Below are 13,574 nucleotides of genomic sequence, written 5' to 3' on the forward strand. Positions count from 1 at the left end.
GGAAACGCTGAGACACCACTCAGACTCCGCCGCCGGAGCTGAGATGGCGCTGAGAGGTCGCGCGTGAGCTGGTCGAAGCGTGAATGATGAGGGACGTGAAACCTCGAGTACTGGTGGTCGACGACGAGCCCGGCGTGCGCAAGGCGTTGCAGCGGGGGCTGCGCGCCGAGGACATGGACGTGGTCACGGCGGCCGACGGCCCCAGCGGTCTGCGGCTCGCGCAGACGGGGTCCTTCGACGTCGTCCTGCTCGACATCATGCTCCCCGGCCTTTCCGGCTACCGCGTGCTCGAACGCCTGCGCGCCCTCGGTGTCACCACACCGGTACTGATGATTTCGGCGAAAGACGGCGAGGTCGACCAGGCGGACGGCCTCGACCTCGGTGCCGACGGCTACCTCGTGAAACCGTTCTCGTTCGTCGTCCTGGTCGCACAGGTGCGCGCGGTGCTGCGGCGGGCCTCGCCGGAGGCCATCCGCGGGCCGCTGCGCATCGGCGCGCTCGAAGTCGACCGGAGCCTGCGGCAGGTCCGCTACGACGGCGTCGAGGTGGCGTTCAGCCCCCGTGAGTTCGCGCTGCTGGAGGTGCTGGCCGGCCGGGCGGGAACGGTCGTCACCAAGGACGAGCTGCTGCGCGCCGTCTGGGGTGACGAGCAGGCCGCGACCCGGAACGTCGTCGAGGTCTACGTCGGTTACGTGCGCCGCAAACTCGACGCGGTCGGCGCGGGCGCGCTGGTCCGGACCGTGCGCGGGCACGGTTACCTGGCGTCGGACCCGCAGCTCGACGAAGTGATCGCCCCGGCGGGACAGGGGTGATCGGCTCGCCGTCTTGGTGGCGCCGCCGATCGCTGGAGGTCCGGATCACCCTGCTCACGGCCACGGTCACGCTCGGTTTCCTGCTCGGGCTGGCGGCGGTCGCGGGGGACAACCTCCAGCCGCTGCTGATCGGCTCGGTCGACGACGAGCTGAGTGCCCAGCTGGAAACCGCGAAGGCCGACGTCGCCGCGGGACGGGCGCCGTCGGGATCGGCGGTCACCGTCCGCGTCCTCGACACCGGCGGCGGCCCGGTGGACGGCCTCCCGCCCGCGAACCTCGGCCCTTCCGACGTCCGCGCGCTGAAGGCGGGCGAACCCGTCACGACCGGCGGTGAGCACAGCTGGCGGTGGGCGGGCACCGTGGTCACCGCCCCCGACGGGCAGCAACGGCTCGTCGTCGCGGGTGCGGGCTTGGTCGGCTTCGGGACCGCTGTGCACTCCGGCGGGCTGTGGCTGTTCGTGGTCGCGTCCGTCGGCGCGGTGGGTGCGGGGATCGCGACGTGGCTGCTGGTGCGGTTCGCGCTGCGGCCGGTGGCGCGGATGCGCGGGTCGGTGCGGGTGCTCCCGCCCGGCGCGCGGCTGCCGCTCCCGGATTCGCACGACGAACTCCGCGCGCTGGCGGAGGAGTTCAACGCGTTGCTGGCCAGGCAGGAGGAAGGCGCCGAGCGGCTTCGCCGGTTCACCGGGGACGCCGCGCACGAGCTCCGGTCGCCGGTCGCGTCGATCCGCGTGCAGGCCGAGGTCGCGGTCACCAATCCCGATCCCGACCTCTCGCAGGAGACACTCGCCGACATCCTGGAGGAGGCGGAACGGCTCTCCGCGCTGCTCGACGGGCTGCTGGCGCTGGCGAGGTCGGACGCGGGGGAGGTCCCGCCCGCGGAACCCGTCGAGCTGGTGAGCGAGGTGCGGGCCGCGGTCGCGCGGATGCCCGCCGGCGCGCCGGAGATCCGGGTGAGCGGCACGGTCGGGACCGCGTGGGCGCTGGCCACGCACGCCGAGGTCGAGCTGGTGCTGAGCAACCTGCTGCGCAACGCCTGCCGGTACGCGCGGGGCCAGATCGTGGTGTCGGTGCTGGCGGCGCGGTCCACCGTGCGGGTGGTGGTCGACGACGACGGGCCGGGGATCGCGCCCGAACACCGGGAGCGGGTGTTCGACCGGTTCTACCGCGTGTCCGATTCGCGGGCCCGGTCGTCCGGCGGCACCGGGCTGGGGCTGGCGATGGTCGCGGAGGCCGTCCGCCGCCGAGGGGGCCGCGTCCGCGTCGGTGAGTCACCCGATGGCGGGGCGCGTTTCCAGGTCGTCTGGCAGGCGGCGCGGCCTGGCGCCTCGGCGTGATTCGCGTGCCCAGGCACGGAACACGCGTGCTTGAAGGCCGAACACACGTGCTTGGAGGCGGAACACCTGTCTTCCGGCTTCAAGCACGCGAGATCCGGGTTCAAGCACGCGTGATCCGGGTTCGGGCACGTGCGGTCGTAGGGTGAGCGCGTGGTGATCGTGGGTGCCGCCATCGTGCGGAACGGACAGCTGCTGGCGCAGCAGCGGGCTTGGCCCGCCGACCACGCCGGGCAATGGGAACTGCCGGGCGGACGGGTCGAGGACGGCGAAAGCGACGAAGCCGCCTTGGCCCGGGAATGCCTGGAGGAGCTGGACGTCGCCGTGACGGTCGCGGGCCGGGTCGGGGACGACGTGCCGCTGCCGAAGGGGAAGGTGCTGCGGATCTACGCCGCTTCGCTGGTCAGCGCGGGGGTCGAGCCGCGGGCGGTTGAGCACAAGGACGTCCGGTGGATCTCCGCGCACGACCTCGACGACCTCGACTGGCTGCCCGCCGACCGGATCCTTCTGCCCGCCCTGCACGCCCTGCTCGCAAGTCCGTGAAGGCCTCCTTCCCCGCCGCCAAGGTCAGGGGCCCGGCAGAGTCGCATAAACGCCTGCCGGTGCCGGGCGATGTCCACAAAGGACGCCAGATGACAGGTGAATATCCGTTTGATGCCTATATATACGTTTTTGCGGAGGGTCGTGAGTGGTAAGGACGGTTCTAACCCTCTTTATCACTCACGACAGTCCTTCGCAAAAAGCCCGAATCGGGTACGGCCATCCCGAAGGTGTCCCCTGTGGACAGTCGAGAAGGTGTCAGGCCGTTGTGACGAGTCCTCCACCGCTCTCTCGACCAGCGGATAGACGACTTCGCCGGGACCCGGAGTCCCTCAAGGAGGCCTTCGCGGACCTTCAGCCGGCGCCGATGAGCCGCAGCGCGGACTGGAGCCGGTGCTCGCCCCGTTCCGCCGCCCGGACGGCACCCGCCTTGCGCACCCGCTCCAGCTCACCCGGGTCCGCCAGCAGTGCCAGCGCGCGCTCCCGGACCGGCCGCAACTCCTCGATGAGTGCCTCGGCGACGGCCTCCTTGACCTGGCCGTAGGAGTCGAACCGGTCGGCGAGGTCCTCGGGCTTCTCCTTGACGCACGCCGCGAGGATGTCCAGCAGGTTCGCCATCCCCGGCCGGGTTTCCGGCGCGTAGGCCGGTGTCGACCCGCCGTCGGTCTTCGCGCGCTTGACCTTCCGGCGGACCTGGTCGGGCTCGTCGAGGACGAAGATCACCCCCGCCTCTTCCTTCGTCGACTTCGACATCTTCCGCGTCGGCTCGGCGAGGTCCATGACCCGCGCGCCGGCGGGCGGCAGCGCCGCCTTCGGCATGGTGAACACGTCGCCGTAGGTGGAGTTGAACCGCTTCGCCAGCGTTCGCGCCAGCTCGACGTGCTGCCGCTGGTCCTCGCCGACCGGGACCTCGTCCGCGCCCTGCAGCAGGATGTCCGCCGCCATCAGCACCGGATAGGTCAGCAGGGACAGCCGCACTCCGGCCCGGCCCTTCGACTTCTCCTTGAACTGGATCATCCTGGCGGCCTCGCCGTAGTTGCAGGTGCACTCCAGGACCCAGTTGAGGGCGCCCAGCTCGCGGGCGATGTCGGACTGCACGAACACGCGATCCGGCTCGATCCCGGCCGCGATCAGCACGGCCAGCTGTTCGGAGGCCATCGAACGCAGCTTCGCCGGATTGTGCGAGTTGGTCATGGCGTGCAGGTCGGAGACGAAGTACAGGTCGTCCGGCCCGCCCTCGTCCGCCCAGCGCCGGACGGCCCCCAGGTGGTTCCCGACGTGGACGTGGCCGGACGGGGTGATCCCGGACAACCTGATCATCTGCCTTCTTCCTTCCGGATTCGGGCCGCCCGGGGTCCGGGCACGAAGAAGGCCGCCCGGTGGGGCGGCCTGGTGGTGCGCGTCTGGTTCAGCGCAGGACTTCGGGGCCGCCGGAGGGCGGCCACCACTGGGCGTTCTGCGCGCGCATGTGGCTCATCCTACAGAGCGGCCCGCGTTTCGTCCTCTGGATGCGGTGGTTCGACGTCGAACCACCGCATCCAGAGGACGAAACGCGGGTGATTTCACTCATTACGGGCACGTAGCGTCAACACTTCATATCGGCCGAGGCAGTACACCCGTCATATTGGCGATGCGGGTCTACCTTCGACTCATGTTTGTCGTCCTGCTGACCTACACCGCGCCCATCGAAGAAATCGACTACGTGCTCCCGGACCACGCCGACTGGCTGACCAAACAGTACGAGAACGGTAATTTCCTCGCCTCCGGCAGGCGCAACCCGCGCATCGGTGGCGTGATCATCACCAAGCCCATGGCCAGGGGAAAGCTGGACGCGATCCTCGCGACCGACCCCTTCTCGATCAAGCACATGGCCGCCTACGAGGTGATCGAGTTCTCGCCGACCAGGACCGCGCCGGAGCTGCGGGCGATCAACGAGGCGGTGGTGCATTGACGATCTTCTAAGCGGCCTTCGCGATCTTCGTCTTCGCCTTTTTCAGGGCGAGGACGGGGCATTTGCCGCACCTCGACTTCGACCGGCAGCATTTCTTCTTGACCTTGCCGGACTTCATCCATTTGCGCACGAGCTTGTGCGGGTCATCGGGTAGTTTCTTGCCCACTCGCGCTCCTTCTCCGACCGGCGTCGGCGACCTCTACACGTTAGGTGAGCCTAACCGATCTGGGGGCGTGGGGCTGCTCACAGTCGGGCTACAGGTATCCTGGTGTGGTCCGCGTATGGCCAAAGTCGGCCGGGCGTGTCTCGAACGCGCGAGCGCGGGCACCACACCCGAACTTGAAACCTTTGGAGCCTTCGCGTGCCCGCAGCCAGCGCCACCGCAGTCGATGCCGGCCGCTCGTCCGGCAAGACCCGGCCCGACCTGCGCAACGTCGCCATCGTCGCACACGTCGACCACGGCAAGACGACCCTCGTCGACGCGATGCTCCGGCAGTCCGGCGCCTTCGAGGAACGCGCCGAACTCGTCGATCGCGTGATGGACTCCGGGGAGCTCGAGCGGGAAAAGGGCATCACCATTCTCGCGAAGAACACCTCCATCCGCCGCAAGACCGACGAGGGCATGGTGACGATCAACGTCATCGACACCCCCGGTCACGCCGACTTCGGCGGCGAGGTCGAGCGCGGCCTGTCCATGGTCGACGGGGTCGTGCTGCTGGTCGACGCCAGCGAGGGCCCGCTTCCGCAGACCCGGTTCGTGCTGCGCAAGACCCTCGAAGCCGGCCTGCCGGTCATCCTGGTCGTCAACAAGACCGACCGGCCGGACGCCCGGATCTCCGAGGTCGTCGAAGAGACCCACGACCTCCTGCTCGACCTGGCCGGTGACATCGAGGACGCCGATCTCGACGCGATCCTCGATCTCCCGGTCGTCTTCGCCTCCGCGCGTGCGGGCAAGGCGAGCCTCGAGCAGCCCGCCGACGGCGCGGTGCCCGAGAGCGAGAACCTCGACCCGCTGTTCGAGACCCTGATGCGCCACGTGCCGCCGCCCTTCGCCGACCGCGAAGGCCCGCTGCGCGCACTGGTCACCAACCTCGACGCCTCCAACTTCCTCGGCCGGATCGCGCTGATCCGCATCCACTCCGGCAGCCTGCGCAAGGGCCAGACGGTGGCGTGGATGCGCGAGGACGGCACCATCCAGAACGTCCGCATCTCCGAATTGCTGGTCACCGAGGCGCTCACCCGTGTCCCGGCGACCGAGGCGAGCGCGGGCGAGCTGGTCGCCATCGCCGGTATCCCGGAGATCACCATCGGCGACACCCTCGCCGACGTCGAGAACCCGGAGGCGCTGCCCCGGATCGCCGTCGACGAGCCCGCCATCTCGATGACCATCGGTGTCAACACCTCGCCGCTGGCAGGCCGCAGCGGCGGCGACAAGGTCACCGCCCGCCTGGTGAAGGCGCGCCTGGACCAGGAGCTGATCGGTAACGTCTCGATCCGTGTCCTGCCGACCGAGCGCCCCGACACCTGGGAGGTCCAGGGTCGTGGCGAGCTGGCGCTGGCCATCCTCGTCGAGCAGATGCGCCGCGAGGGCTTCGAGCTGACCGTCGGCAAGCCGCAGGTGGTCACGAAGATGATCGACGGCAAGCTGCACGAGCCGTTCGAGCGCCTGTCGATCGACTCCCCGGAGGAACACCTCGGCGGCATCACGCAGCTGCTGGCCGCTCGCAAGGGCCGCATGGAGCACATGGGCGGGCACGGCACCGGCCGCATCAAGCTCGACTACGTCCTCCCGGCGCGCGGCCTGATCGGCTTCCGCACCGACTTCCTCACCGAGACCCGCGGCACCGGTATCGCGAACCACGTGTTCGAGGGGTACTTCCCGTGGGCGGGCGAGATCCGCACCCGTCACTCCGGTTCGCTGGTCGCCGACCGGTCCGGCCCGATCACCGCGTACGCGATGATCCAGCTGGCCGACCGCGGCACCTTCTTCGTGGAGCCGGGCGCCGAGGTGTACGAGGGCATGGTCGTGGGCGAGAACCCGCGTGCCGAGGACCTCGACATCAACATCACCAAGGAGAAGAAGCTGACCAACATGCGTCAGTCCTCCGCCGACGTGATGGAGACGCTGGCCCGCCCGCGCAAGATGGGCCTGGAGGAGGCGCTGGAGTTCTGCTCCGTCGACGAGTGCGTCGAGGTCGCCCCCGACGTCGTCCGGATCCGCAAGGTCACGCTGGACGTCAACCAGCGCGCCAAGGAGCGCAACCGCAACAAGAACCGCGGCTGACCCCGCTCGTCCCACGCCGGAGGGCGCCTGCTCACTCACCGTGAGTAGGCGCCCTCCGGCGTTTGCGGGTCCAAATGTGGTCACGCACCGTATTCGGACGGGCGTTCTTCGTTAAAGAAAGGTCCTTTCCCGACAATTTCGATGGAAAGCCGATCTCCTTTTCTGACGGTGTTCACATCACCGGAACACCCGGACGGAACGGCGACGGAGCGGCCACGCGCGCCGGGCGGCGAACGCGGTTCCGGGCGGGCGCGAAACAAAAGACGCTAAATGCGTCCGGATAGGACTCCCGGTCGCGATCGTTTCGGACATCAATCGTGCGCTGGCGAACATTCCGGCGGCCGTTCCGGAATGTTCCGGGTTTGCGGAACCGATTGCCGCGCGAGCGCGCTTCGGCGCGTCCGAAAAGCCTCGGCTCGGCAGGAACCCCGGGGGCCTCCCGGACGTCCACCGGAGGAGGACGGCATCCGGTCGGGCGACGGCCGGGCCGATATGGGAATCTCGCTGCCGAGGCCATGGCCGGCGTGATAGCTCTATGGCGACCAGGCGAGGGACAAACCAGGAGGATCCAGGCGTGCGGTCACCGACCACAGCGGCGTCCATGCTGGCGTGCGCGGCCGTGCTCCTCGCCGCCTGCAGCAACACCCCACCCCCGCCCGTGGTCAGCTCCTCGGCCTCCCCGGTGAGCACGTCGACCACGAAGACGCCTTCGCAGGTGGTCGTGGGTGTCGACGCCGTCCTCGGCGGCTACAACCCGCACAACCTCGCCGACGCTTCCCAGGTCACGTCGGCGCTTTCGCAACTGCTGCTCCCGTCGGTGTTCCGCCCGAAGGACGACGGAAGCTTCGAGCTGGACAAGAACCTGATGAAGTCCGCCGAGGTCGTCTCGCAGCAGCCGTTCACGGTCGCGTACACGATCCGCCCGGACGCCTCCTGGTCCGACAGCGCGCCGATCGCCGCCGAGGACTTCGCCTATCTCCGCGAGGCGATGCGCGACCAGCCGGGCGTCATCGGCGCCGCCGGCTACCGGCTGATCTCGGATATCCAGTCGCGTGAGGGCGGCAAGCGGGTCGAGGTCACCTTCGCGAAGCCGTATCCGGGCTGGCAGACGCTCTTCGGCAACCTCCTGCCCGCGCATCTGCTCAAGGACGCCCCGAACGGGTGGCAGGGCGCGCTGGCGACGACGTTCCCGGCGGTGGGCGGCCCGTACTCGATCAAGGGACTCGACACCGCGCGCGGAGAGATCACCCTGGAGCGCAACGAGCGCTATTGGGAGAAACCCTCCGCCCTCGACCGGATCGTGCTCCGTGCGGCCGATCAGGACGGCACACTGGCCGCCCTGCGCAGCGGCAACGACCAGTTCGCGATGACCAGGACCGACGGCACCGGCCTCAAACGGCTCGGCGAGCTCGGCTCCGCCGTCCAGTTGCACACGGTCGCGCGTCCCACGGTCGCGCAGATCCTCCTTCGGCCGGTGAGCTCGACGCTGTCGGATCCCCAGGTGCGCGAAGGCGTCACCGCGCTGATCGACCGCGGCAAGCTGATCACCGAGGCGACCGACGGCGGGCCGTCCGACAAGCTCCGCGCCGACGCGCAGGTCCGCGTCCCGTCGGCTCCCGGTTTCCAGCCGACGATCCCGGCCCCCGGCCCGCCGTCGGCGGCGGATCCCGCCAAGGGCGAGGAACTGCTCAAATCCGCCGGATACACCAAGGAAGCGGGCACCTGGCGGAAGAACGGGAAGAACCTTTCGCTGGTCGTGGCCTCGCCCGCCAAACAGGAGCCGTACGCGACGATCGCCAAGGAGCTGACGGCGCAACTGGTGGCCGCGGGGATCGAGGTCAACGCGATCGCCCCGCAGCCGAGGGAGCTCTTCTCGACGATGCTGGCCATGCCGGTGCTCAACGGGATCCAGCAGACGACGCCGGAGGGCGCGGGCAACGTCGGTATCGACATCGCGGTGATCGGCCAGGTCACCGGCGGTGCGGACGTCGCTTCGGCGCTGGCGTCCACCTTCGGCTGCCGTCCGGATCAGCTCACCGACAAGACCAAGGCCGTCGTCCCGGGGAACCCGCTGGGCTTCTGCGATCCGGCCCTGCAGGCCCCGATCGACGCCGCGCTGACCGGCGCCACCTCGGTGGCCGACACGCTTTCGGCCCTGGAACCGGAATTGTGGCGTCGGAATGTTGCCATTCCGTTGTTCCAGCTGGCCGATACCCTCGCCATCGGCTCTGGTATTTCCGGAGTAACCGCTGGTCCTCCTATGGTGGGCCCTTTCGGGTCCGCGGTGAACTGGACACGGGGTCCGAAGTAGCCGTTTCGAGTCCGAGTCGGACCCTGGAGGGTGACGTTTCCCGGCACGTTCGAGTGGTGGACTGATTCCTCAAGGTAACCACTGTATTTCTTGATGTCAGCCGCAAGTTACCCTTTGGTCACGATCCCTCCGTAACTGGTGACTGTTCGTGCATTTCCTTTCTAGCGTGCACCGGCAGTGCGCCAAATGAGTGTTGCTTGGCGTGTCATAGGCTCCGGGCCATCTCACCGGAGCGGTGTGGGGTCCTGTTCCGATCTCAGGAACCCAGTGCTAGGAGGGCACACTTCATGAGGAAGTCCAAGGCAGTCTCCGCCTGGTCGCTGGTCGCGGCCTCCGCGCTTGCGCTGAGCGCATGCAGCGGTGGCGACAGCGGCAGTACCGACCCCAACGGGTCATCGACCGACATCAAGAGCATGGCGACCGGCAAGGCGCAGAACGGCGAAAACTTCAAGCTCGCGGACACCCCGGGGTACGAAGGCACCGTCACGGTGGGCATCGACGACGGGTACTCGGGCTACAACAACGACACGCCTGACACCAACTCGTCGTACAACACCTACATCCTGACCGCCGTGCTCGCGGGCGCCGACGTGCTCGACGGCAACAACAAGGTGCTGCTGAACAACGACGTGTTCGACTCCTGGGAGGTCACCTCCAAGGAGCCGCAGACCGTCGTCTACAAGATCAAGCCGAACGTCAAGTGGTCGGACAACGAGGCGTTCGACTGCGACGACATGTACCTGTCGTGGCTGGCGCACTCCGGCAAGGCGAAGACCGCCGACGGCAAGCAGGCCTTCCTCGCCGCTTCGACCACCGGCTACTCGCTGATCAACGAGGCGACCTGCAAGGACGACCTGACCTTCGAGACCAAGTACACCGAGCCGTACCTGGACTACAAGGGCCTGTTCAACTCGACGGCGATCATGCCCGCGCACATCGTCGAGAAGAACTCGGGCGTCGCCGACATCACCAAGCTGACCCCGACCAGTGACGCGGCCCAGCTGACGAAGGCCGGTGACTTCTGGACCAACGGGTTCAAGGGCTTCAAGGCCGAGGACATGCCGGGTTCGGGTCCGTACAAGATCACCGCGTTCGACGCCAACCAGAAGGCCGTCACGCTCGAGAAGAACCCGAACTGGATCGGTGGCAAGGGTGGCCCCTCCAAGATCGTCGTGAAGGCGATGGAGGACACCAAGGCCATGGCGACCGCGCTGCAGAACGGTGAGATCGACATCGCCGCTTCGACCCAGCCGGACGCCACCGCGGCGAACACCATGAAGGGCCTCGCGGCCCAGGGCATCACCTACGGTTCGGCCTCGCAGCTGACCTTCGAGCACTTCGACCTGAACTACAAGCGCATGTTCAAGGACAAGTCGCTGCGCAAGGCGTTCTTCGAGGTCGTCAACCGCCAGGAGATCACCGACAAGCTGCTCAAGGAGGTCCAGGCCGACGCGACCCCGCTGAACAGCATCGTGTTCATGCCAGGTGAGCAGGGCTTCAAGGACCTGTACAGCAGCAAGGCCGGTCTGGGCGCCGAGGCCGCGGCCAAGACGCTGACCGACGCCGGCTGGGTCAAGGGCGCCGACGGCATCTTCGCCAAGGACGGCCAGCGCGCGTCGTTCAAGATCACGCACAACCAGAACGCCCGTCGTACGCAGACCGTCGAGATCGTCATCTCGCAGGCCAAGCTCGCCGGTATCGAGATCACCGACGAAACGGACGCCAACTTCCTGAAGGGTGGCCGTCTCGCGGCGGGCGACTACGACGTCGCGCTCTTCGGCTGGTCCGCCGCTCCGTTCAAGGCCGAGCAGAAGTCGATCTACATCACCCGTGTCGACGACAGCAGCCAGAACTACCAGGGGCTGTCGAACCCGACGATCGACTCGTCCTTCGAGGCGGCCGTGAAGGCCACCGACGAGGCCGTGCAGCTGGAGAACTACCAGAAGGCCGACCAGGCGATCGCGGACGAGTACGCGACGCTGCCGCTGTTCCAGACCCCGTCCATGTGGGCGTTCAAGGGCATCGACCGCACTTACATGCAGTCGTACAACGGTGTCCTGTGGAACGTCGGTGAGTGGGAGCAGAAGAAGTAGGGCTTCCGCCCCGCTTTTTCACCACTCGCTTACGCAATCGGAGGTGGTACGGGGTCCGGCCAAAAGCCGGGCCCCGTACCCGCCGGAAGTAGCTGTTGACCGTAGGGTTACCGCCACTACGGTGGACAACCGGGCAGCGGTCCAGCACTTCGGCGGCCAGGCCCGGATGAGGAGCAGTTCGTTGAACCTGGTGATCTACATTCTTCGCCGTCTGGCGATATCGATTCCCGTCCTGCTGGTCGGGACTTTCCTGTGTTTCGTCATGGTCGCCGGCACCGGCGACCCGCTGGGCGAGCTGAGAAGCAATCCTGCCATGAGTCAGGAGACCTTGAACCAGGTCGCCAGTCAGCTCGGTCTCGACAAGAACATCGTCCTTCGGTACTTCGACTGGCTCGGCGCGTTCGTGACGGGCGACTGGGGCATCTCGATCGCCCAGGGCAACGCGCTGGCCCCGGTGTTCCCGAAGGTCGTCGCCGCGTTCGAGGTCACCGCCAAGCTGGTGATCGGTGCGGAACTGCTCGCGCTGGCACTCGGCGTTCTCGTCGGTGTCGTCGCGGCGGTCAAGCAGTACTCGATCATCGACTACATCGCCACGACGGTGGCGTTCCTGCTGTTCTCGATGCCGATCTTCTGCGTCGCGATCGTGCTGAAGAACTCCGCGATCGAGGTCAACGGCTGGGTCCGTGATCTGGGCCTTACCGATGTTCTCGGTAACCCGTGGATCCGGACCACCAGCCCGGAATCGCTGAACTTCGACGGTCCGGGTGGTTTCCTCGCCAGCTATGTCGGTGCGTACCTGCTGCCGACGCTGTCCATCATGGCGATCAGCTTCGCCGCGTACAGCCGGTTCCAGCGGGCTTCGATGCTGGAGACGCTGAACGCGGACTACGTCCGGACAGCGCGCGCCAAGGGCCTCCCCAATGGGCGGGTCATCTTCCGGCACGCCTTCCGAAACGCTCTCATTCCGGTGACCACCTTGTTCTCCGTCAACTTCGGTGCCGTGCTCTCGGGCGCGATCATCACCGAGACGGTGTTCAACTGGAATGGCATGGGCAAGCTGCTTGTCGAAGCCGTGACCAAGAGCGATCCGCAGGTGATGATGGGCTGGCTCGTGGTCATCGCCACCAGCATCATCGTCGCCAACCTGATCGCCGACCTGATGTACGGCATCCTGGACCCGAGGATTCGCGTTGGCTGACTTGAACTCCCTCATCGAGGCGGATGACGCCGCCGCCGAAGGCAAGCTTCCCCCCGAAGCCCTGCCGGAGCCGCGTAGCCAGGGCAAGCTGGTCCTGCGCAAGTTCCTGCGGCACAAGCTGGCGATGGTCTGCACGGGGGTGCTGCTGCTCCTGGTGCTGACCGTGTTGATCATGCCGATCTTCTGGCCGTACGACTACGAGGACAGTTCCTTCCCGTCGTTCGCCAGGCCCAGTGCGGACTATCCGCTCGGGACGACACAGGTCGGCAAGGAGATGGTGTCGCAGATCCTGCGCGGCACGCAGTACTCGTTGCTGATCGCGCTCATCGTGTCGCTCGTCGCCACCACCATCGGCACCGTTTTCGGGGCCATGGCGGGATATCTGCGCGGCTTCACCGATTCGGCGATCTCACGTGTCACGGACCTGTTCCTGATCATCCCGCAGATCGCCGCCGCCGCCATCCTGGCGAAGGTGTTCGGCGGCGGTGCTTGGTACATCGTCGCGTTGGTGCTGGCCTCCTTCGGCTGGATGCCGATCGCCCGTATCGCCAGGGCCGAAGCGATGTCGCTGTCCCAGCGCGAGTTCGTGGACGCCGCCCGCGCGTCCGGCGCGGGGACGTTCCACATCGTGTTCAAGCACCTGGTGCCGAACATGGTCGGCCTCATCACGGTCAACGCGACCCTCGCGGTCGCGCAGGCCGTGCTGATCGAGGCGGCACTGTCGTTCATCGGGCTCGGGGTGCAACTGCCGGACACGTCGCTCGGCCGCGTCATCCTCGAGAACTACGCGCAGCTCCAGGCGCGGCCGGCGCTGTTCTTCGGCCCGTTCGTCGTGCTGGTGCTGATCTCGCTGACGATCAACTTCATCGGTGACGGCCTGCGGGACGCTTTCGACCCGCGGCAGCGCCGCCAGAAGGCGTAAGGCCCTCTTTAGCGCGTGAAGGCCCCCTTCCCTCGGCTCAGCCGAGGGAAGGGGGCCTTCACGCGCTGCGGGGCATTCGTGCACCGTGACAGGTGTCGCGAAAGCCACTTTCGGGACACGCTGCCAGGTCCC

Annotated in this window: 11 protein-coding genes; 9 read left to right on the top strand and 2 right to left on the bottom strand. The window is 67.5% G+C overall.

Features of this window, described 5'->3' with window-relative positions; genetic code table 11:
- Positions 1 to 83 precede the first annotated feature (83 nt).
- The 3 genes from AC0685_RS16400 (at position 84) to AC0685_RS16410 (ending at position 2,686) form a co-directional block, all read left to right on the top strand.
- Positions 84 to 812, top strand: coding sequence for a response regulator transcription factor (locus AC0685_RS16400; RefSeq protein ID WP_478226273.1), 729 nt, complete (start codon positions 84 to 86; stop codon positions 810 to 812).
- On the top strand, positions 809 to 2,146 hold the full coding sequence (locus AC0685_RS16405) for an ATP-binding protein (protein WP_478226274.1): 1,338 nt from the start codon (positions 809 to 811) through the stop codon (positions 2,144 to 2,146). Before AC0685_RS16400 ends, AC0685_RS16405 begins: the two co-directional genes overlap by 4 nt.
- Before the next feature lie 150 nt (positions 2,147 to 2,296).
- Complete coding sequence (locus AC0685_RS16410) at positions 2,297 to 2,686, top strand: (deoxy)nucleoside triphosphate pyrophosphohydrolase (RefSeq protein WP_478226275.1); 390 nt, start codon at positions 2,297 to 2,299, stop codon at positions 2,684 to 2,686.
- 351 nt (positions 2,687 to 3,037) lie between these two features.
- Here AC0685_RS16410 and trpS read toward each other — a convergent pair whose 3' ends face one another.
- Positions 3,038 to 4,003: a tryptophan--tRNA ligase gene (trpS, locus tag AC0685_RS16415; RefSeq protein ID WP_478226276.1), complete on the bottom strand. Its 966-nt coding sequence runs from the start codon at positions 4,001 to 4,003 to the stop codon at positions 3,038 to 3,040.
- A 331-nt stretch (positions 4,004 to 4,334) separates the two neighbouring features.
- On the opposite strand from trpS, the gene AC0685_RS16420 reads away from it, so the two are divergent.
- Positions 4,335 to 4,634 carry a YciI family protein gene (locus tag AC0685_RS16420; protein ID WP_478226277.1) on the top strand — a complete coding sequence of 100 codons (300 nt, stop codon included), beginning with the start codon at positions 4,335 to 4,337 and terminating at the stop codon, positions 4,632 to 4,634.
- Positions 4,635 to 4,641: 7 nt separating this feature from the next.
- Here AC0685_RS16420 and AC0685_RS16425 read toward each other — a convergent pair whose 3' ends face one another.
- Positions 4,642 to 4,800 carry a hypothetical protein gene (locus AC0685_RS16425; RefSeq protein ID WP_007028942.1) on the bottom strand — a complete coding sequence of 53 codons (159 nt, stop codon included), beginning with the start codon at positions 4,798 to 4,800 and terminating at the stop codon, positions 4,642 to 4,644.
- A gap of 195 nt (positions 4,801 to 4,995) precedes the next feature.
- On the opposite strand from AC0685_RS16425, the gene typA reads away from it, so the two are divergent.
- From typA to AC0685_RS16450, 5 genes are all read left to right on the top strand, one after another.
- Complete coding sequence (gene typA, locus AC0685_RS16430; protein WP_034305906.1) at positions 4,996 to 6,918, top strand: translational GTPase TypA; 1,923 nt, start codon at positions 4,996 to 4,998, stop codon at positions 6,916 to 6,918.
- A gap of 601 nt (positions 6,919 to 7,519) precedes the next feature.
- Complete coding sequence (locus tag AC0685_RS16435) at positions 7,520 to 9,229, top strand: ABC transporter family substrate-binding protein (protein ID WP_478226407.1); 1,710 nt, start codon at positions 7,520 to 7,522, stop codon at positions 9,227 to 9,229.
- Positions 9,230 to 9,516: 287 nt separating this feature from the next.
- A complete protein-coding gene (locus tag AC0685_RS16440; protein ID WP_478226278.1) occupies positions 9,517 to 11,322 on the top strand; it encodes an ABC transporter family substrate-binding protein in 1,806 nt (601 codons plus the stop codon).
- A 181-nt stretch (positions 11,323 to 11,503) separates the two neighbouring features.
- Positions 11,504 to 12,520: an ABC transporter permease gene (locus AC0685_RS16445; protein ID WP_478226408.1), complete on the top strand. Its 1,017-nt coding sequence runs from the start codon at positions 11,504 to 11,506 to the stop codon at positions 12,518 to 12,520.
- On the top strand, positions 12,513 to 13,442 hold the full coding sequence (locus AC0685_RS16450) for an ABC transporter permease (RefSeq protein ID WP_478226279.1): 930 nt from the start codon (positions 12,513 to 12,515) through the stop codon (positions 13,440 to 13,442). Before AC0685_RS16445 ends, AC0685_RS16450 begins: the two co-directional genes overlap by 8 nt.
- Positions 13,443 to 13,574 lie beyond the last annotated feature (132 nt).

Source organism: Amycolatopsis sp. NPDC043889 (assembly GCF_056435645.1).

Bases quoted from the DNA above. Each gene is read 5' to 3' on its own strand.
- AC0685_RS16400 (WP_478226273.1), top strand. From the start codon at position 84: ATGATGAGGGACGTGAAACCTCGAGTACTGGTGGTCGACGACGAGCCC.
- trpS (WP_478226276.1), bottom strand. From the start codon at position 4,003: ATGATCAGGTTGTCCGGGATCACCCCGTCCGGCCACGTCCACGTCGGG.
- AC0685_RS16420 (WP_478226277.1), top strand. From the start codon at position 4,335: ATGTTTGTCGTCCTGCTGACCTACACCGCGCCCATCGAAGAAATCGAC.
- AC0685_RS16435 (WP_478226407.1), top strand. From the start codon at position 7,520: ATGCTGGCGTGCGCGGCCGTGCTCCTCGCCGCCTGCAGCAACACCCCA.
- AC0685_RS16440 (WP_478226278.1), top strand. From the start codon at position 9,517: ATGAGGAAGTCCAAGGCAGTCTCCGCCTGGTCGCTGGTCGCGGCCTCC.